We start from the raw sequence: 20,417 nt of genomic DNA, 5'->3' as shown, positions 1-20,417 counted from the left end.
CCATTCGCTTCGCTCAGGACAAGCAGCACGCTGTGCCCCTACAACACCAACTTCAACTTCCGCTCCCGACTCCACCGTTTGATCTGTGTCTCGCGCTTCAGAGCGCTGCCCTGATCGGTGTGTTTCTCCTGATAGATCAGCGCAACCGGCCCGCGCGTCGACGTGTATTTCGCGCCGATGCCGTTGTTGTGTTTTTCGATACGAGCGGAGACGTTGTTGGTGATGCCGGTGTAGATCGTGTCGTCGGCGCAACGGACGAGGTAGACGTACCAGGGCTGAGATTTCTTGCGAATTTCACCGATCCTTCGACTCGTTCCGGCTTCGCCGGGACTCACTCAGGACAATCCTTCGACTCATTCGGCCTGCGGCCGAATTCGCTCAGGATAAAGCCCGGGATTCGTTTATCCTGAGCGGAGCGAAGGAAACCCGGTGATGAGTTCCTCCTTCTTTGCTCGCGTCCACCCTTTCAGTTGAATCTCGCGACGTCGCGCGCTCCCCTGATCGGGATGACGTTCGGAGAATAACAAAGTGACTGGCCGACGTTGTGCCGTGTATTTGGCGCCCTTGCCACTATTGTGTTTGGTGATTCTCGCTTCGATGTCATCTGTAATTCCTGCGTAGATCGATCCGTCGCGACAACGGACCAGATAGACGAACCACGGTTTGGATTCAGTGGTCATCGGGTGATCCTTCGACTCATTCGGCCTGCGGCCGAATTCGCTCAGGACAATCCTTCGACTCATTCGGCCTGCGGCCGAATTCGCTCAGGATAAAGCCCGGGATTCGTTCATCCTGAGCGGAGCGAAGGAAACCCGGTCATCCAATCCTTCGACTCGCTTTGCCTGCGGCCGAATTCGCTCAGGATAAACCCCGGGATTCGTTTATCCTGAGCGGAGCGAAGGAAACCCGGTCATCCAATCCTTCGACTCATTCGGCCTGCGGCCGAATTCGCTCAGGATAAAGCCCGGGATTCGTTCATCCTGAGCGGAGCGAAGGAAACCCGGTCATCCAATCCTTCGACTCATTCGGCCTGCGGCCGAATTCGCTCAGGATAAACGGAGAGGCCGGGATTCGAACCCGGGGGCGGGTTTCCCCGCCAACTGCTTAGCAGGCAGCTGCCTTCAGCCTCTCGGCCACCTCTCCTGCATTCGCAACACAAACATCGACGACGATCCCGGACCGTCAATTACTTAATGAGGGAAGGAATCCATCGACGGGTCACAAACATAGCCGCCCCCTGAGATCAAATCCACCCCAATGCCTGCCGAACAGACGCAGTTGATAAGGCAGGATTCGGACCCGTTCAAATCGGCCCAAAACCTTGTATAAGCTTGACATGATTGGGGATGCAAAGTAAAATCATCGTCTTGTACCGGCTTCTCTGATAGGGCCCTGTCAGATGCTTTGCCGGGAAAAGCAGGTACTTGAATCACTCGGTTTATGGCAGAGCCAGACGACGATAAAACGGCAGGGTCTGTTGCAGGCGAAGGCCAATCTGCTCCCGAGCCGCTTGGCCCGCCGGTTAAGTCGGTCTCTCCCAAGGAGAAACTGGCGGAACCGGCCAAGAAGCCGTTGCCGCCTCGCCCCGAGAAGAAAGCCGACGGTCTGCGGCGTACGACTGAAGCGGAGGGCGAAGGGAATATCTGGCGCGTCTCACGGCGCGGCTTCCTCGAAAAAATCGGCTGGGTGGGGATATTCTCGTTTCTCGGCGTCATGCTGGTCGGGACGCTGCGTTACATGTTTCCGCGCGTTCTGTTCGAGCCGTCGCCGATCTTTCGCGCCGGATTTCCCGAAGAGTATCTCCCCGGCACCGTTTCGACCAAGTGGATGAAGGACTATCGCGTTTGGATCATCCGTGAGCAGGACCGCATCTACGCTCTCCTGGGCATCTGCACGCATCTGGGATGCACCCCACGCTGGCTGGAGAAAGAGGACAAGTTTAAGTGCCCCTGCCACGGCTCAGGGTTTTATCGCTCGGGAGTCAACTTCGAGGGTCCGGCGCCGCGCTCACTGGAGCGGCTGAAGGTCGCGCGCGCCGAAACCGGAGAAATCTTAGTCGACCGGTCAGTCAAGTTTCTCTTTGAGAACAATGGCTGGGACAATCCGCAGGCATACCTGCCGGTTTGAAGAACGAGGAATCGGGATCGATCATGGCGTTTGACCTCAAAAAGAAGATCACCAAATCGCCGGTCTGGAAGTCGGCGTTTCGCCACGACTACAAGGACACGACGCGCAACCGCTATCTGCAGGTGCTCTCGAATGTCTGGCTGCACCTGCATCCGACCAAGGTCGCGCGGCATGCGGTCGAGGTGCGGTACACCTGGGGCATGGGCGGCATTTCCTTTTTTCTGTTTCTCGTGCTGACCGTCACCGGTGTCATCCTGATGTTCTACTACCGTCCGACCGATCAGTACGCCTACTACGACATGAAGTACCTGATGAACGATGTACCCTTCGGCGCGTTCATCCGCAACATGCACCGTTGGGGCGCGCATGCGATGGTCATCACCGTCTGGCTGCACATGCTGCGCGTCTTCATGACCGGCTCCTACAAGCCGCCGCGCGAATTCAACTGGGTGATCGGTGTCGTGCTGCTTGTTCTCACTCTTCTGTTGAGCTTCACCGGGTATCTGCTGCCGTGGGATCAGCTCGCCATCTGGGCGGTCACGGTCGGCACCAACATGGCCCGCGCCACTCCGCTGCTGGGACATGAGGGGCCATTGGGACCGCAGCTTGGGATGAAGCCCGATAACGATGTGCGTTTCATGTTGCTGGGCGGCACCCAGGTGGGTCCGGCAGCGCTGCTGCGATTCTATGTGTTGCACTGTGTGTTCCTGCCGGTCGCGGCCGGTGTGTTGATGATCGTTCACTTCTGGCGCGTCCGAAAAGACGGCGGCATTTCCGGTCCCACGGGGAAACTGTAGCGTCGCCTCCGATTGAGAGAGCATGCATCAACTCTGGGACATCGTCAGCAAGGGTGACAACATCCCGATTGTCATCATGCTCTTCCTCGTGGGCTTTTACACGTGGTGGGGACTGAGCCAGGCCAGGCGCAACGATGCATCAATCGCGGCCACCGGAGAACTGCCGCCGCCCGACAAGGTTTCGGTGTGGCCCTTCTTGGTGCGGATCGAATTTCTGGCAGCGATACTGGTTCTCGCGATCCTGACTGTCTGGTCAATTTTCATCGACGCGCCATTGGAAGAGGCCGCCAATCCGACCCGTACACCGAATCCGTCGAAGGCGCCCTGGTATTTTTTGGGGTTGCAGGAGATGCTGGTCTACTTCGATCCCTGGATCGCCGGCGTGGTGCTTCCGAGCTTGATCATCGTCGGTCTGATGATCATTCCGTTCATCGATATCAACCCGCGCGGCTCGGGCTACTATTCCTATCAACAACGCAGGTTCGCGATCTGGACATATCTTTTCGGTTTCATCGTGCTCTGGGTGATTTTGATCTTCGTCGGCACCTTCCTGCGCGGGCCGGGATGGTACTTCTTCTATCCGTGGGTGACCTGGGATCCGCACAAGATTGTCGCCCTCACCAACGTCGACCTGCATGAGATGTTCGGGATTCACTCCAAGCTGGGCGCGGGCATCTTCGGTTTCATCATCGTCGGGGGCTACTTCGCGCTCGGGCCCTTGTACTGGTTCTGGAAGAGAAAAAGTTCCGCTGTGCTGCAACAAATGGGGCTGGTCCGCTACGGCATCGTCTCGTTCCTGTTTCTCTCGATGATGGCGTTGCCGATCAAGATGCTTCTGCGCTGGACGCTCAACATCAAGTATGTCTGGGTGACCCCCTGGTTTAACGTCTGACCCCATAATCGCGATTATGAACGATACTGTCGCAGCCCAGTCCGGCGAGCCCAAACGCATCGACGTTCCGGTCGAGACCCGTCCCTATGGGATGGTGTTTTTTGTCCTGTCTCTGTTCCTGGCGCTCGGGACCTTATGGGCCGTCGCCGATGAGGTGATCGTCCGGCGGCCGTGGAAAGAATATCAGAAGTCGTTCAATGCGCACGAAACCGTCTTGTTCCTCGCGCGGCGTGATTCGCTGGTTGCTCAGACCGCCGCCGACGAAGCCGCGCGCACACCCGAACAGCAGACGCCGGCATTGCAGGCGCAGTTGGCGCAGATGCACGACGCGCTGCACTCCAATCCCGACTATCGGACAGCGCAGAGCGAGTTGATCGACCGGGAGTTCGCGCTCAAACTGGTCAACCGAAAGTACCAATTCGCCAAAAGCATCTACGACGAGAAGTTTTACCTCTACACCGAGGCGAAGCATCACGGTGACGACACGACATCCTTGGCCCAGGACTGCAACAAGCAGTTGCGGCTGATGGATTCGCTCCTGCCGATCATTCAGGAGAAAGCGGCCGCGCGCGACTCAGTCCAGATGCGACTCGATGCATTCGAGGGGCCGATCGACTCGCTCGACGGGCTCATCCAGGGTCGCACGCAGGAGATCGCCAACATCGATGAACGTGTTGCTGCGATCCAGGCACGCACCCTGAAGGTCCAACAGGTTGTGTTGTCAGATTACGAACCCAACGAATTTGAAAACCCGATCATTCGCGTCGATCGCTGCCAGACATGCCATCAAGGTATCACTGATGATCGTTTTACCGACTCGCCGCAGCCGTTCACCACGCATCCGAAGAAGGACATCTACTTTAAGAACCATCCAACCGAGGCATTCGGATGCACTCCGTGCCATGACGGGCAGGGGCCGGCCCTCACCGTCGAGGATGCGCATCGCCCCAAGAAATACTGGGATCATCCGCTTCTGGCCAACAACATGGTCGAGGCCGGTTGCCAGAAGTGTCACTCCGATCGCGCCTGGCTCGATAACGCCGAACATTTGATGGAGGCGCAGACAATGCTGCGCCGTGACGGCTGCTTCGGCTGTCACGACATCGCCGGATACAACAACCTGCCGAAGGTCGCGCCGCCGCTGGACAAAGTGAAGACCAAGCTGACGGAATCCTGGATGGCCGACTGGATCAAGAATCCGCGACACTTCCGTCCCGATACGCGCATGCCCAACTTCCGCATGCCAGATTCCGAAGTGGTCGCCGTCGTCGCGTTCCTGCGGGATATCTCGGAGGACCAGCCGGCCCCCGATTGGCCGGTGATGGGGTCGCGCGGCGATGTCTCCCGTGGTCGGGAGCTGGTCGCGAGTGTCGGCTGCCTCGGCTGCCATCACATCGACGATTTGGCTGATCGTGCGGTCGATGTCGAGCGCGCCGCTGCAATCGATCATGGTCCCAATCTCTCCCGCATCGGCAACAAGGCTGCCGCCGCCTGGGTGTACGGCTGGCTTAAGAATCCACGCCGCTACAATCCCGAAACGAGGATGCCGTCGCTGCGACTGACCGACCGCGAGGCGTCCGACATCACCGCGTATCTGCTGACGCTCAAAGACGATTCATACACGCCGCAGAGCGTTTCCACATCGTCGCGTCCGCGTAACGATCTTGCGGGCCAGGGCGAACATTGGGTCCGCACTTACGGCTGCTATGGCTGCCATACCATTCCGGGCATGGAGAAGGAAGGGAAGGTATCGGTCGAGCTGACGGCGTTCGGCGCCAAGGATCACAGCGAGTTGTTTTTCGGAGATGCGACCCATTTGCCCGAGACTTGGCATGACTGGACCTTCAACAAAATGAAGGATTCACGCATCTACGAAACGCAACAAGTCGTGCAGCGCATGCCCGACTTCGCCATGTCCGATGAGAAGGCGCACCTGTACACCATGCTCTTGAAGTCGTTTGATGGGCGCAAAGTTTTCGAGGCATACCGTGAGCCCCAGACGGACCACAGGCAGCGCCTGCGCGAAGGACAGTTGTTGGCCGAACACTACAATTGCACCGGCTGCCACACGATCGAAGGGCGCGGCGGCGACATTCAGGCGTATGTGGCCGATCGCGGCTACCAGCCGCCCAACCTGACGCCCGAGGGGGCCAAAGTCCAATCCGACTGGCTGTTCCGTTTCCTGCAGGAGCCGACACCCATTCGCGCGTGGCTGAGTCTGCGCATGCCGACGTTCAACCTGACCGGTCCGGAGATCACGACGGTCAGCCAGTACTTCATGGCGATCAGCGACGTCGACGCGCCCCTGATGTATCTGCACGCCGAAGATCTCGCCCCGCAATCGATCCGCGCCGGCAGGCAGCACTTCGACGAGTTGCAATGCCTGTCATGCCATGTTCTCACGGAAGAAGCGCTCTCCCAGCGCGGGGCATCGAGCTTGGCGCCGAACCTGGCGCTGGCGCACGAACGCTTACGGCCCGACTGGATTATCGACTGGCTGATCGATCCGCAGGCCATCGACCCCGGCACCAACATGCCGTCGTTCTTCTATTCTGAGGGTGAGCGCCTCTACGACGACGCCGACGAGCAAATCCGCGCCATCCGCGACTACCTGATGACCCTGCGGCCGATGTGATTTTGTAGATCTTGAGATGCCACGGGCCCTTAGGCCTGTGCCGACCCAATACACCGCACTCCTACTCCGTGACCACGATCCGTGCCCGCCACCCGCCCTCGGGTGGCGGCCTTGCGAATGAAATCCTTTCGCGAACAGTTCCGACAGCACATCATTACTGACGAGACAACCTCATCATGAAACAGAAATCAAAATCGAAAGCTCGAAAGCCACACCCGCCTCAGAATACGCTCTACTATGGCGACAACCTCAAGGTCATGCGCCAGCATCTGACCGATGAGTCCGTCGATGTTGTCTATCTCGACCCACCCTTTAACTCTGCGCGCGATTACAACGTTCTGTTCAAGCAGGCCCAACGAGACGAAAATCAGGCGCAGATTTTGGCGTTTGAGGACACCTGGAAGTGGAGCAAGTCGCATTACGAGGAGTTCTTCGAAGATTCTCGCAACGAGCGATTGTTCGAGTTGATGGAGGCTTTGCATAGAGTGCTCGGGACGAGCGAGATGATGGCGTATCTCGTCATGATGACACCGCGCCTAGTGGAGTTGCACCGAGTGCTGAAGCCGACGGGCACGCTGTTTCTGCATTGTGACCCTGCGGCGAGTCATTATCTGAAGATCGTGCTTGATGCTGTATTCGGAGCGGGACACTTCGGAAATGAAATCGTCTGGAAGAGGACGTGGGCAAAGGGCCATGCCTTCACACGATTCGCCAGAAACCATGATGTGATTCTTCGTTACACAAAGTCATCCAAGTTCACTTGGAATTCGCAACACATGCCACATGACCCCGGATACGTTGAGGATTTCTATGCACAGACAGACCATGAATCGGGACGAAGATACCAACTTACGAGTTTGATCAATCCCAACCCCAACCGACCCAATCTGACCTACGAATTCATGGGTGTGACTCGCGTTTGGCGATGGACCAGAGAACGCATGCAGAAAGCGCTTCGCGACGGGCTCATCGTACAGACAAAGCCAGGCAACGTCCCTCGATTGAAGCGCTTTCTCGATGAGCAAGAGGGAACCCCCGTGGGCGACATGTGGACAGACATCCCGCCTATCAGTGCGCAATCTCACGAGCGGACTGGTTACCCAACACAGAAGCCGCTCGCGCTTCTTGAGCGCATCATCGCGGCCTCAACGAATGAAGGCGATCTGGTGCTCGATCCGTTCTGCGGATGCGGCACAGCAGTCGTTGCGGCGGAGAAGCTCCATCGCCGGTGGGTCGGTATTGATGTCACCTTTGTGGCGGTGGACCTGATTATCAGCCGACTTGCGCAAGATTTCGATTTGAAGACTGGCAAGCACTACGCCGTCGTTGGAGATCCGAAGGACACCTACTCTGCGCGAAGGCTGTTCGAGGAGAGTCCCAAGCAATTCGAGGTGTGGGCTGTCCGTCTGACCTATGGCGTTCCACAGCCCGACAAGGCCGGCGATAAGGGAATTGACGGGAAAGTCTACTTCCAGGATTTGGACGAGAATCTGCAATGGGCTGTGGTTCAGGTCAAAGGCGGTCATCTCAACCCCGGCATGATCCGCGACTTCGCGCATGTCATTGATCGTGAGAAAGCGGCGATGGGTTTCTTCATCTCTCTTGAGTCACCGACCAAGGGAATGCGCGACGCAGCGGACGAAGTCGGATTCTTCGAATCGCCGGGCGGCAAAAGGAAGATTCCGAAACTACAACTCAGGACTGTGAAGGAGCTGCTTGAAGAGGAGGAGGAATTCGATCTTCCCCGGGGCTACATGATTAAAAGCGGTGGGCGTAAGCTCATGCGACGAGACGACCAACGCCAACTATTCAACGAGTAAAAGCATTTGGGTGTTGGCTGGCGGGCAGAGCCCGCCCTACTTAGGGCCAAGAGCACCGTTTCTCATCACCGGCACCACCGGCACCGAATCAATCGCTGCGCAGACCGACAAATCGGCGCCATAACCGACGCTGATCAAATATCGGCCGTGCTCGCTTTGCCACATCGCGGACACGGGCTCTGATTTGTACTGGTCCCATAGCGACTGTGCGATTGTGGCGCCATCGTTGACCAACTCGACGGATTCGATCAACTCCCAGAGCTTGGCGATGATTGCTCCCGCCCCGACAGCGTCTTCCAAAGCCACGCGATCATTCTTTCCCGCGCAGACGAGCATGGTGGGGCGGTTAAGCGCGACAATCTGTTCAGCAACCGCTGTCAGGTTGACCAGCCCCCCGACCATCACGACGGCTTTCTGAGGGGCGTTTTGCAGCGCCGGAGAACCGTTCGTGGACGCGTGTATGAGCGTTTTCCCGCCGATCACTTTCCGGGTGTATTCCGACGGCGAATTGCCGAGGTCGAACCCCGGAAGCTTGTGTCCGCCGCGTTCGCCGCACAAAAGCGCATCCGACAATCCCGGCTCTTCTCTTTTCTCGCGCGCGGGTTCGACATCGTCGACCGGAATGACGGACGCCGCGCCATTGGCGAGCGCCGTGCAAATCACTGCCGACGCGCGCAGGATGTCGATGACAACGTAGGCGCCGAGCGCGTCGCCCATGAGAAGACAGTCGGCGCGCCGGGCGGCCGGTGCGAGACTGACGGCGATGTGCATGGGCGGACTCGAGCGCCGCGTCACTTGCGGCTGGTGTTGGTCACGAATGGCGGCTTGATGAGAGTGGCGCGTGCGGGTCTGTCGCGAATCATAACCTCCAGAGTGTCGCCGACTTTGCCCACCGAACGCTCGACATAGCCGATACCGATGCCTTTGTCCAGTGACGGCGAGTGGGTCCCGGAGGTCACTCTTCCAACGGCTTTGCCATCCTGATGTATGGCGCATCCGCTGCGTGGGATGGCGCGCTGATCCATCGTAAAGCAAACCAAACGTCGCGGCGGCCCCGACTCTTTCATCGCCGCGACGAATTTCTTGCCGATGAAATCGTGCGGTTTGTCGATCTTCACCACCCAGCCCAATCCCGCTTCGATGGGATTGGTCGTGTCGTCGATATCGTTGCCGTAGAGCATGTACTTCATTTCCAGCCGCAACGTATCGCGCGCACCCAAGCCAATCGGCGTGATGCCGAATTCCTCCCCGGCGATCATCGCCGCATCCCAGCACGGCTTGGCCAGTTCATTGGGCAGATAGATTTCGAATCCATCCTCACCGGTGTATCCGGTACGCGAAATCAGCACAGCGGTGCCGCCGACATTGCCCACCGCGGCGTGGTAGAATCCGATCTGTTCTAAGTTGAATGCGATGAGCTTGCCGACCAACGCCGCGGCCCTTGGTCCCTGAATCGCCACCAACGCGGTATCGAACGACCGATTCCGGACCTGAACGCCGGTCGGGGCATGAGACGCCAGCCAATCGAAATCCTTCTCGATATTGGAGGCATTGACGACCAGGAACGCTTTGCCGGGCAGATGGTAGAGGACCAGATCGTCGACGATGCCGCCGTCGTCATTGAGCATCAGGTTGTACTGCGCCTGATAGACACCGACGGCGCCGACATCGTTCGTCAACATCCGCTCGAGAAAGTCGAGCATCCCCGGCCCGGACACTTCGATCTCGCCCATATGCGACAGATCGAAAATCCCGGCGGCGGTGCGCACCGCCTTGTGCTCGGGGATAATGCCGGAGTACTGGATCGGCATCTTGTACCCGGCGAACGGCGCCATCCGCGCCCCAAGCGACTCATGCACCTTCGTCAGTGGTGTCTCGCGTGCGTCGGCCGGAATGTCGGTCATAACAGTGCCGCCTGATCTCCGAGGAGTGCCGTCGGCTCCAGTCACTCGCAGCGCCGTATCGCGCTCCGATCACGTCAACTTCCCTCAGTTGCTGCGGACGATCAAGGGCTTTTGGTCATGCGACCGCCGCCTCGGCCATGCGCCGCTGTCGCCGGCTCGCCGCCGTTCTCTGTCCGGTCTGTGCGCTCATGCCCAGTTCGCGCCGCAGAAACAAGCCGGTGTGCGAGCGCTTGATCTTGACGACCTCCTCCGGTGTCCCGCACGCAATGATCTCTCCGCCGTCATCGCCGCCCTCCGGGCCCAGGTCGATGATCCAGTCGGCGGTCTTGATGACATCGAGGTTGTGCTCGATGACCACGACCGTATTGCCGCGGTCGACCAGTTCATTGAGAACCTCCAGCAGCATGCGGATATCTTCGAAATGCAATCCGGTGGTCGGCTCATCGAGAATGTACAGTGTGCGTCCGGTCGCACTGCGGGACAGCTCCGTCGAGAGCTTGACACGCTGCGCCTCGCCGCCCGACAACGTCGTCGCCTGCTGACCCAGGTGGATGTACCCCAGTCCGACGCGCGACAGAGTGATCAGCTTGTTTTTGATCCTGGGGATGCTGACGAAGAACTCCAGCGCTTCGTCGACCGTCATGTCCAGCACGTCCGCAATGCTCTTGCCTTTGTAGAGCACTTCCAGTGTCTCGCGATTGTACCGTTTCCCCTTGCACACCTCGCAGGGGACATAGACATCGGGCAGAAAGTGCATCTCGATCTTGAGGATGCCGTCGCCCTCGCACGCCTCGCAGCGCCCCCCTTTCACGTTGAATGAAAACCGTCCCGGATCGTACCCGCGTATCCTGGCATCGGGAAGCTGGGCGAACAAGTCACGGATATGTGTGAACACCCCCGTATACGTCGCCGGATTGGAGCGCGGCGTGCGCCCGATCGGCGATTGGTCGATATCGATGACTTTGTCGATCTGATCCAATCCGCTGATCTGCTTGTATTCCAGCGGCGCCTGGCGCGCGTTGTAGAAGTGATCGGCCAGAATCCGGTACAGCGTCTCGTTGATGAGCGTCGATTTCCCCGATCCCGAGACACCCGTCACGCACGTCAACAATCCCAACGGCACTTCCACGGTCACGCTCTTGAGATTGTTGCCGGACGCCCCGGCCAGACGGATTGATCGTCCGTTGTCGGAGCGCCTCGTGACGGGGACCGGGATGCTTCTTTTGTGCGAGAGATACTGACCCGTCAGCGACCCGCGGGCTCGTTTGATCTGCGACGGCTTTCCGACGGCCACAATCTCACCACCGTTCTTTCCGGCGCCGGGGCCCAGATCGACGACATAGTCGGCCGACTCGATCGTCTCACGGTCATGCTCGACAACGACGACCGTATTTCCCAAATCGCGCAGCCCGGTCAACGTGTCAAGGAGCCGGCGGTTGTCGCGTTGGTGCAGGCCGATGGACGGTTCGTCCAGAATGTACAGGACCCCCACCAGCCGGGACCCGACCTGCGTTGCCAAACGGATGCGTTGCGCTTCGCCCCCGGAGAGTGTCTGGGCAGCACGGTCCAGCGTAATGTAATCCAGCCCAACGTTGATCAGGAAACGCAGGCGCTCGTTGATCTCTTTGAGTATTTGTCGCGCAATTTGCTTGTCCCGCGCACTCAATCGCAGCTCGCCGAAAAACCCGGCGGCGAGCCGGATCGACATTCCCACGACGTCCTGAATCGACCGCTCGCCGACCCTGACCGACAGCGCCTCGGGCTTCAGGCGGGCGCCTTTGCAGGTCGGGCACGGCGTCACGCGCATGTACTGCTCGATCCAATGCCTGACGGACGACGATTCGGTCTGGCGGTACCGTCGCTCGAGGTTGGGAATGACGCCCTCGAATGCCCCGGTGAACTCTCCTTTGCCTTTGCCGCCGCGGTGCTCGTAAGAGTACTTGAATTCTTTTCCGCCCGATCCGAACAGCACGACGCGGCGCGCTTCCGCGGGCAGATCACAGAATCGCGTTTTGAAGTTGAAATTGAAGTGATTGGCGACGCCGCGCAGCATGTACCGATACCAGTTGGCCGGGTCCTCGCCCCATGGCGTGATCGCGCCTTCGAAGATCGAGCGCTTGGGGTCGGGCACAACCAAATCGGGATCGATCTCCATCTTCTGGCCGAGACCATCGCACGTGGGACACGCACCGAAAGGCGAGTTGAATGAGAACAGGCGCGGCGTGGGCTCTTCGAATGAGATTCCGCAATGGGGGCAGGCGAATTCTTCCGAGAACAGTATCTCCTCACACTTGGGCACCGCCACGCGCGCCTTGCCGCCGGACAGGTGCAGGGATGTTTCCAGCGAATCGGCCAGGCGCGTTTTGACATCCGGACCGATCACAAGACGATCCACGACCGCCTCGATCGTGTGCTTGGTTTTCTTGTTGAGTTTGGGGACTTCCTCCAGATCGCAGACCTCGCCGTCGACCCGGACGCGGATCAGGCCCTTGCGCTTGATTTGCTCTAAGATGTCACGATGCTCGCCCTTGCGGCCCACGACCAACGGCGCCAAGACCATGATGCGCGCTTTCATCGGCAGTTCGAGAACCCGGTCGACCATCTGCGAGACTGTCTGCCGCGCGATCGGGCGCTTGCACTTGAAGCAATGGGGCTGGCCAACCCGAGCAAAAAGCAACCGCAGGTAATCGTAGATCTCCGTCACTGTGCCGACCGTCGAACGGGGGTTGCGGGCCGAGCTGCGCTGCTCGATCGAGATGGCGGGGGAGAGGCCGTCGATGAAATCGACATCCGGTTTCTCCATCAGACCGAGAAACTGACGGGCATACGCCGACAGCGACTCGACATAGCGCCGCTGCCCCTCCGCGTAGATCGTGTCGAAGGCCAGAGACGACTTGCCCGATCCGGACAAGCCGGTAATCACCACCAGCTTATCCCGGGGGATCTCCAGATCGAGATTCTTGAGATTGTGCTCACGGGCGCCTTTGATGTGAATACTCCCCGGCATATATCCTCACTGTGATAGCGCCCGACGGCATCGACTCGCGCCCCGGAGCGAATTTAGCAAGTTATTCAGCGCGATCCACTCGTGCAATCGTTAGTCGGAGAATGTGACTGGGCTTCGCGAAGAGATTCGAAATGGCGGGAATAAACCCACAGCCCGGCTGTAATGGGATTGACTGGCCCGATGGGGCAGTCTACCGTGCTGAGAAAAAGCATGTGGGAGGCCCATAACCGGAAATCCAGAAAGCGTTTGACCCCGGTCGTAACCGAGTTTTAGATTGCCGGCTGCTTTCTTCGGCCGTGAACCAATGACTCGGTATTCTCCGTGAACTCTCAGCACTTCAATCCAGGAGCTGCGCAATTGATCGCTATGAATCGAACGATGTTAAGCACTGTGTGTTGTGCGGTCGCGGCACTGTTCGCCGTGGGCATCACAACGCCAACGTACGCTGCCGGGTTCGCCGTCCCCGGCGTTGGAATTAAAGCGCGCTCAATGGGCGGATCATTTCGCGGCCTGGCCGATGACTGGAGCGCAGCGCGCTACAACCCTGCCGGGCTGGCGTTCATGGAGTCCAACCAATTGAATCTCACGCTGGGATTATACAGCCCGCGGCTGACCTACAATCCCGATGTATCCGGTAGCGGCGCCGATCTCGGCTTCCATTGGGCCAACGGCAAGGACAATTTCCCGGTGGATGACCTCTGGCCGACGCCCTCGATGGGTGGAGTCTACCTTCCCGAGCAAACCGAAGGGCTCGCGCTGGGCGCGGCGGTTTTCTGGCCACACGATGTTAACTTCGGCTGGGACATTTACGCACAACCATCGGCGTACGACACCGACTACGAATTTCCCAAGCAGGAATACCGGACGGATATGGATGTGCTGGACATTCATCCGGTCGTCGCGCGAAAGTTTGGTGAGAACTTTTCTCTTGGCGCGGGGATTGCGCTGACCAACGGCGACCTGGTTTACAATCGCATTCTTTTCGTTGATAACACCATGGACGCCCCCTACGATGTCTATCCCTTCCACTCATTTGCGGCCGATTTCCGCACCGACGGCAATGGCTTCGGGGTCGGCGCCAACGTCGGCTTGTTCTGGCGCGCTTCCGACAACGTGTCCGTCGGGCTGAGTGTTCAAAGCCCGGTGCACATCCCGATGGAGGGCACGGCGACGCTCGACATGGCATGGCCCCGGGACTTTCCGCTCGACAGTCTCATGATCCTCGATGGATTCCAAAGGACCTTTTATGCCGGTGTTGACAACCCGGGTCGAAGCGCCGAGGAGCATTCCTCGTCGAACTACAAGTTTGATTTGGACCTTCCGGCGGAGGTCGGCGCCGGCGTTGGCATCCGCGCTGGGGAACGGCTGACGCTGGCCTTCGACGCCGCGTTAACGTTCTGGTCGTCGGTCGATGAATGGACATTCGAGTTTACGGATGGCGCGCTTAATCGGCAATTGGATACGCTCTTGGTCGAGTCCGTAACGGTCCCGTTCGAGTGGGAAGACCAGATCCGCGTCTCCGGAGGGTTTGAATACGTGCTGAGGGAGAATGTGGCCGTTCTCGGCGGAGCCTACTACGACGGGAGCGCGTCCAATGACCGAACGTCCTCGATCAGCTTTCCCTCGCTGGGCAGCAGCGTCGGAGTCACCGGCGGCGTCGCGTATTCGGTGACCGGACGCTGGACTTTTGCCGCCGCGCAGGAGCTGGCGTTCTATTCGGAGAAGCACATTGCCGGCGGGGAGGGCGATCCGGCCGTCGACGTGTTCCCCGGCCAGTACTCACAGACACGGTATGAAACACTGTTCTCCATCACTTATGGCTTTTGAGGCGGGAGAGAGAGCACGATGCTGAGCACAAGACTTAAGACGCGTCTCATGATACTCCTGGCGGTCGGAATCCCGTCGGCGATGCTCACCAACTGCGCCGAGCGGGAAGGGCCATTGTTTCCCGATGGGACCAACACGACCACGCCGGAGATTCAGACGACGAGCTTTGATATACTGCGGCGCAACGACTTCGGCGATCCCACGGCGCGATTCATCTACACCGCGTACGCGACACCGCTGCCGACGAATCTGCCGCAGCAGCCGTTTCCGGTGCTCTACCTGCTGCACGATTTCCTCGAGCCGGGTGTGCCGGGGGGCGCGGACTACTTTGAGCGTTACAATCTGCAGGAGATTCTCGACGACCTGTACCGCAACAATGAAATCGGCCGCATGATGGTAGTGACGGTCGATGCATCGAACAACCTCGGTGGCTCGTATTACCGCGATGCATCGACCCTGGGACGATATGAAGCGCTGCTGAGTGAACTGATCGCGCACATGGAACGGACCACGCGCGTCTACACCGGTGGCGGGCGGCGGGCGCGGGCCATCTCCGGGCACGGCATGGGCGGATACGGCGCGATGTACTATGCCATGCAGCATCCGGAAATGTTCGGAGCCGTGTCCTCGATGTCGGGCCCGTTGTCTTTCGGCGATGTCGATTCCGATTTCGGCATACTCAGCGATGGCGGGTTACTGGATCAGGTGTTCACGGAAAACAGCATCATCGTGCCCGATCCGGACAGCGATGTCTACAACCTCATTGAAGCGGGGCTGACGCGTCCGGCGACGCGGCTGTACGCCGCCATGGCCGCGGCGTTCTCACCTCACCCGCTGCGGACCTTCGACTCGGTCGGCACGCTCATTGTCCAATTGCCGTTCGTTGTGCGCAAGGATACGATCTATCCGTGGGATTTCTTCTCGCCGCGCGCGGCCGGATCCTACACACTCGAGTTGACCGATCGCGGCGCGGATACGCTCGGTGTCGGCCTGAACATGCTGTTCGATCAGCAGGGGGTGCTGGTCGATTCGATTTGGGCGCTCTGGAGGGATTCTTCGGACATCAAGAACATTTTCCTGCAGAAGCGCGGGGCCGATCCCATGTTTATGGAAGATATGTCAATATACATCGACTGCGGCGTCGAAGACGAACTCGGCTATTTGGGAATGAACCAGGATTTCCACCAGACATTGATGGAGGCGGGAGTCGCACACGAATTCATCGAATACGAGGGATTCGGCCGCGTCGTGGCCGGGCATAGTCAGTTGATCGCCGATCGGCTGCGGACCATCATCAAGTTTCACGATCAATCCTTTACGCGTCCGCCAACACCGCCGCAGCCCTGATCGTCATCGCGATATGTATCGACGGGCCGCCTGCGAATCCCGCAGGCGGCCCGTATTGTCGTACGCGCTACATGACTACCGGCGCCAGAATGCGGGAACAAGCAGCGCCAGCACCGTCATGATTTCCAGGCGTCCGGCGATCATCATGAAGCTGAGGATCATTTTCCCGGCATGGGGGACCGCAGCGAAATTCTTGGTGGGGCCAACGGTGCCCAGCCCCGGTCCAACGTTCGACTGGCATGCGACTGCCGCCGATGCCGCACTGATAATATCCAGCCCCATCATCGTCAACAAAAGTGTGCCAAAAAGAAAGACGCCGAGAAACGCCGCAAAAAACACACTGATGCTCTTGACCGTTCCCGAGTCCAGAGCCGCTTGACCGACGCGGACCGCCAGCACGGCACTGGGCTGAAACGATTTGACGAGCTGGTTGACCAGCGCGCGCCCCAAAACAAGGATGCGAATGACCTTGATTCCGCCCGCCGTGGAACCCGCTGAGCCCCCGACAAACATCAGACTCAGCAGCAAGAGACGCGCGAACTCGGGGTACCGGTCAAAGTCGTCGGACGCGTGACCGGTTGCGGTCTGAAGTGAGACGACCTGAAACACGGAGTATCGAAGGGCGTGCCCCAACGTCTCTTTCTGTGGCAAGATGGCGGCGGTAACAAGAACGGTTGCGACTACGACCACCGCAGTATACGTGCGAAACTCCGCATCACGCCAAAGCTCCCCCGGCTGCCCGGAAGCCGCTCGGTAGTAAAGGCCGAAGTTGATCCCCGCCAGAAACATGAACAGAAGTATGATGAGTTCGATCGAGATCGACGAATACGCCGCGATGCTGGCGTTCTTTGTTGAGAAGCCGCCGGTTGCCAATGTCGTGAACGCATGACAGATGGCATCGAACGGCTCCATACCGGCGACGATCAGCAGCGTCGCGCAGGCCCCGGTCAGTCCCACATAAATGTACCACAGCAGCCGCGACGTGTGCCGCAGCTTGGGACGCAGCCGTTCCGTAATCGGCCCGGTCGTTTCCGAGCGGAACAGATGGCTCGCTCCGACGCCCAGGTGCGGGAAAACGGCAATAAAAAGGACAACGATGCCGACGCCTCCCATCCATTGCGTCAGCGAACGCCACCACAACAGCGACCGGCTCAGAATCTCGACATCGCGGATCACTGTCGCACCGGTCGTCGTGAATCCGGAAGCCGATTCGAAGAACGCGTCGGCCGGATGTGTCAATGCACCCTCCAGCAGATAGGGGATCGCGCCGAACGCCCCCACCAGCAGCCAGCCGATCCCGACGGTCGCCAACGCATCCCGCGCGCGGATCATCGTCGGCGCTGAGCGTCCCACGACAAAGCAAACAGAGCCCGCCAGCCCGGTAATCAGCGACGCGATGATGAAGTGTTGCAGCGAGTCCACATCGCCGTCCCGGATCGCCCACCCGATCGAGGTCGTCATAAACCCCGCCTCGACCACAAGCAACAGGCCGATCATGCGGACGACGGATCGCACATTCATGGATACGTGTCCGTTCAGGACATGGAGAAGGAGCGCTTGCGGAACAGGCGCTCGACCGCCTGCCGCTGTTCGGGCGTGGTTAAAACGATTACGCGCGAATGCGCCGGGATGACGAAGTCGCCGCCGGGAACCGTGACATCATCGTCGGTGACGACCGCCCCGACGCGAACGCCCTTGGGGAAACCGACGTCCTTCAGTGGGGTCGATGTGATCCGCGTACGCGCCTCCGCCTGCATTTCCAGGAACTCAGCCGCTCCGTCGGCAAGAACGCTCACCGACAGCACGCGACCGCGACGCACGTAGCGCAGAATCTGATTGGCCGCCAGCAACCGCGGAGAGATGGCCGTATCGATGCCCAGTTCTTCATAAATGGACATGTAGTCCGGCTTGTGCGACACGACGATCGTGCTGGCGATTCCTGATTTCTTGGCGATCAGCCCGGCCATCAAGTTCACTTCATCGCTTTTAGTCGCGGCGATCAGCACGTCCGCATTGTTGAGGTTCTCTGCGCGAATGAACCCGCTGCTGGTGGCGTCACCCCGAACCACCACGCCGCGGCGAATCTGCATGGCCATGGCCTCGGCCCGTTCCGCACTCCTCTCGACCACGAATGTGTCGATCTTCGACTCCTCCAGGAGCTGCGCCAGCGCACGTCCGACCGGCGAGGCCCCGACGATCACCGCCTTCGACACGGGTTTCTGCGGGCCGGCCAGGACTGTTCTCGCCTCCGGCAGGACATCGGTCTTTCCGATCAAATACAACTCATCGGAATCGGCGAGGCGCTCGCTTCCGTCGGGGATGATCAGGTGTCCGTTGCGACGAATCGCCGCCACCAGGACATTCTGCGGAAGCCGCAATTCCAGAAGCGACCGACCCACGGCGGGCGCGGATTCCTCTCGAATCCGCATACGGACCATGGCGACCCGTTCGTCCCCGAACGACTCCACCCACGTGACGCCCGTCGTCTCGACAATCCTCGCGATTTCGACTGCGGCCGCGCGTTCGGGACTGATGACGAGGTCGATTCCGAGATTCGCGGCCCACGTACTGTCCTCAGCCAGCGGATCATCGGTGTCGGAGACACGCGCAATCACACGTTCCGCACCGAGTTTCTTCGCCATCAGGCAGGCCAGCAGATTGACTTCGTCGTTATCGGTGACCGCGATGACCAGTTCGGTCCCGGCGACGTTGGCCTGGTTCAATGTTGAGATTCGTCCGCCGTCTCCGCAGAGCGTCATAACATCCATCGATTCGCGCGCCTGGCTCAGCGCGCTCTCGGAGGAATCGATGAGCGTAACATTCTGGCCCTCGGAGGCCAGCACGCCGGCGATGTGCTTGCCGACCTCCCCTAAACCGATGACGATAATATCCATCCTGATAGTCTCTGGCTGTGGTGAGCGATGCGATGCGAATATACCTCACCGCCGATGAACCACAAGGACAACCCGGCGACGCGCAGGCCTATCGCATCGGCTCGGGCTCCGGCGGCGGCGTCGCCGACAGCAATGTTCGACCGATGTACTCGCCCGCGTACGCGTGCCCGGCGGCATTGAAATGGGCGAAGTCGCGCGCGGTGTCGTCGAAGAATTCCGGATGTCGATCAAACACAGCCGCCAATTCGATAAACGGGCTGTGCCCAAGCGTTGCCCCGTAGCGCGCCATCTGATGGTATCGGTGATGATACTTGAATATCCCGGTATCATCGGAATACCCCGCCGGCGGCCAGGCAATGGGCGGTGTCAGAACGATCGACCGTGCCCCGATCCGACGCGCCACCAGGCAGATCTTCTCGATGTTGGGTGCGTATTCATTGCCGGGGACGCGACGGATCGTCAAACCGCCCGGTTCGATTGGCCGTCGCGCCGGTCCCCATTTGTGACGCAGTGCCAAGGCATGCCGGACTATGGCCGAACGCAACCACATGTCCTGCAATATCATTGTCCACGCCGCCGGCATTTCCAAATCGGAATCGGGTGTCTCAGCGGCGCCCGGCTGCAAGTCGCCCCAGCTAAACAACATCAGTACGATATCGGGCGTCAATCGCGGCAGCATCTGCTCGGCCAGCCGCACACCCTGGTAGGTCGAGTAGTCGGTGACACCGAGGCTGATGACCTCCCAACGGCGCTTCTGTTCGTCGTGAGCATTAAGGTATTCCTCGAGTTTGCGCGGGTATGTCTGACCGTTGGCGACGCCGTAGCCGAACGTGGTCGATTCGCCCAGACAGACGACACGCGTGGTGCCTGGAGTCTTCTCGAACAAGAACTCCGGTGTGCGAAAACCGTGGGAGTTAATCGTGTAAACACCCGGCGCGAAAAAGTTGCTGTGGATGGTCCGATTCGGCCGATAGCGCCAGAAGAGAACAGGATCACGTGCGATTTGGTCTGGGTAACGCCATTCTGGAGCAACGACGAACTGCTCGGGCGGCGGCAGAATCGGCATACCGACCATGCGGCCCGCCCCTTCCAGACCTGACAGCACGGTCAGGATTGCCAGCAGCCACAGAAACCAACGTCGTCCGCCCCTCATACTCCTGACTTTCG

At 59.4% G+C, this 20,417-nt stretch carries 15 protein-coding genes and 1 tRNA gene; 7 read left to right on the top strand and 9 right to left on the bottom strand.

The window, feature by feature from the left end; translation table 11 throughout:
- Positions 1-38: 38 nt before the first annotated feature.
- The 3 genes from VGB22_08350 to VGB22_08340 all read right to left on the bottom strand — a co-directional run bounded on the left by VGB22_08350 (position 39) and on the right by VGB22_08340 (position 1,143).
- Complete coding sequence (locus VGB22_08350; GenBank protein ID HEX9751277.1) at positions 39-293, bottom strand: GIY-YIG nuclease family protein; 255 nt, start codon at positions 291-293, stop codon at positions 39-41.
- Positions 294-401: 108 nt separating this feature from the next.
- Positions 402-680 carry a GIY-YIG nuclease family protein gene (locus tag VGB22_08345; GenBank protein HEX9751276.1) on the bottom strand — a complete coding sequence of 93 codons (279 nt, stop codon included), beginning with the start codon at positions 678-680 and terminating at the stop codon, positions 402-404.
- A 376-nt stretch (positions 681-1,056) separates the two neighbouring features.
- Positions 1,057-1,143: transfer RNA gene (locus VGB22_08340), tRNA-Ser, on the bottom strand.
- Positions 1,144-1,440: 297 nt separating this feature from the next.
- Between VGB22_08340 and VGB22_08335 the strand changes: the two genes are divergently transcribed.
- The 5 genes from VGB22_08335 to VGB22_08315 all read left to right on the top strand — a co-directional run bounded on the left by VGB22_08335 (position 1,441) and on the right by VGB22_08315 (position 8,271).
- Positions 1,441-2,127, top strand: a complete 687-nt coding sequence (locus VGB22_08335) for a Rieske 2Fe-2S domain-containing protein (GenBank protein HEX9751275.1) — start codon at positions 1,441-1,443, stop codon at positions 2,125-2,127.
- Positions 2,128-2,150: 23 nt separating this feature from the next.
- On the top strand, positions 2,151-2,924 hold the full coding sequence (locus VGB22_08330) for a cytochrome b N-terminal domain-containing protein (GenBank protein HEX9751274.1): 774 nt from the start codon (positions 2,151-2,153) through the stop codon (positions 2,922-2,924).
- Between the two features lie 22 nt (positions 2,925-2,946).
- Positions 2,947-3,816, top strand: a complete 870-nt coding sequence (locus VGB22_08325; GenBank protein ID HEX9751273.1) for a cytochrome C — start codon at positions 2,947-2,949, stop codon at positions 3,814-3,816.
- 16 nt (positions 3,817-3,832) lie between these two features.
- Positions 3,833-6,451 carry a c-type cytochrome gene (locus tag VGB22_08320; GenBank protein ID HEX9751272.1) on the top strand — a complete coding sequence of 873 codons (2,619 nt, stop codon included), beginning with the start codon at positions 3,833-3,835 and terminating at the stop codon, positions 6,449-6,451.
- Positions 6,452-6,627: 176 nt separating this feature from the next.
- On the top strand, positions 6,628-8,271 hold the full coding sequence (locus VGB22_08315; protein ID HEX9751271.1) for a DNA methyltransferase: 1,644 nt from the start codon (positions 6,628-6,630) through the stop codon (positions 8,269-8,271).
- Positions 8,272-8,307: 36 nt separating this feature from the next.
- Here VGB22_08315 and VGB22_08310 read toward each other — a convergent pair whose 3' ends face one another.
- The 3 genes from VGB22_08310 to uvrA form a co-directional block, all read right to left on the bottom strand.
- The gene (locus tag VGB22_08310; protein HEX9751270.1) at positions 8,308-9,042 is read right to left on the bottom strand and encodes a 2-phosphosulfolactate phosphatase; all 735 of its coding nucleotides are present in this window, start codon (positions 9,040-9,042) and stop codon (positions 8,308-8,310) included.
- A gap of 20 nt (positions 9,043-9,062) precedes the next feature.
- A complete protein-coding gene (gcvT, locus tag VGB22_08305) occupies positions 9,063-10,175 on the bottom strand; it encodes a glycine cleavage system aminomethyltransferase GcvT (GenBank protein ID HEX9751269.1) in 1,113 nt (370 codons plus the stop codon).
- A 115-nt stretch (positions 10,176-10,290) separates the two neighbouring features.
- Positions 10,291-13,182, bottom strand: coding sequence for an excinuclease ABC subunit UvrA (uvrA, locus tag VGB22_08300; protein HEX9751268.1), 2,892 nt, complete (start codon positions 13,180-13,182; stop codon positions 10,291-10,293).
- A 378-nt stretch (positions 13,183-13,560) separates the two neighbouring features.
- Here uvrA and VGB22_08295 point away from each other — a divergent pair, with 378 nt between their 5' ends.
- Together VGB22_08295 and VGB22_08290 are read left to right on the top strand one after the other, a co-directional pair.
- Positions 13,561-15,009, top strand: a complete 1,449-nt coding sequence (locus VGB22_08295) for an outer membrane protein transport protein (GenBank protein HEX9751267.1) — start codon at positions 13,561-13,563, stop codon at positions 15,007-15,009.
- Between the two features lie 18 nt (positions 15,010-15,027).
- A complete protein-coding gene (locus tag VGB22_08290) occupies positions 15,028-16,356 on the top strand; it encodes an alpha/beta hydrolase-fold protein (protein HEX9751266.1) in 1,329 nt (442 codons plus the stop codon).
- Positions 16,357-16,431: 75 nt separating this feature from the next.
- On the opposite strand, the gene VGB22_08285 is transcribed toward VGB22_08290, so the two are convergent.
- The 3 genes from VGB22_08285 to VGB22_08275 form a co-directional block, all read right to left on the bottom strand.
- Positions 16,432-17,877 carry a TrkH family potassium uptake protein gene (locus tag VGB22_08285; protein HEX9751265.1) on the bottom strand — a complete coding sequence of 482 codons (1,446 nt, stop codon included), beginning with the start codon at positions 17,875-17,877 and terminating at the stop codon, positions 16,432-16,434.
- Between the two features lie 14 nt (positions 17,878-17,891).
- Positions 17,892-19,250, bottom strand: a complete 1,359-nt coding sequence (gene trkA, locus VGB22_08280; protein ID HEX9751264.1) for a Trk system potassium transporter TrkA — start codon at positions 19,248-19,250, stop codon at positions 17,892-17,894.
- Between the two features lie 88 nt (positions 19,251-19,338).
- Positions 19,339-20,403 (bottom strand): GDSL-type esterase/lipase family protein, encoded by a 1,065-nt coding sequence (locus VGB22_08275; protein HEX9751263.1) that lies wholly within the window; start codon positions 20,401-20,403, stop codon positions 19,339-19,341.
- Between the last annotated feature and the right edge of the window lie 14 nt (positions 20,404-20,417).

This window comes from Candidatus Zixiibacteriota bacterium, assembly GCA_036397555.1.
GTDB lineage: Bacteria > Zixibacteria > MSB-5A5 > WJJR01 > WJJR01 > DATKYL01.
This window is presented reverse-complemented; position numbering and strand designations above follow the sequence as displayed.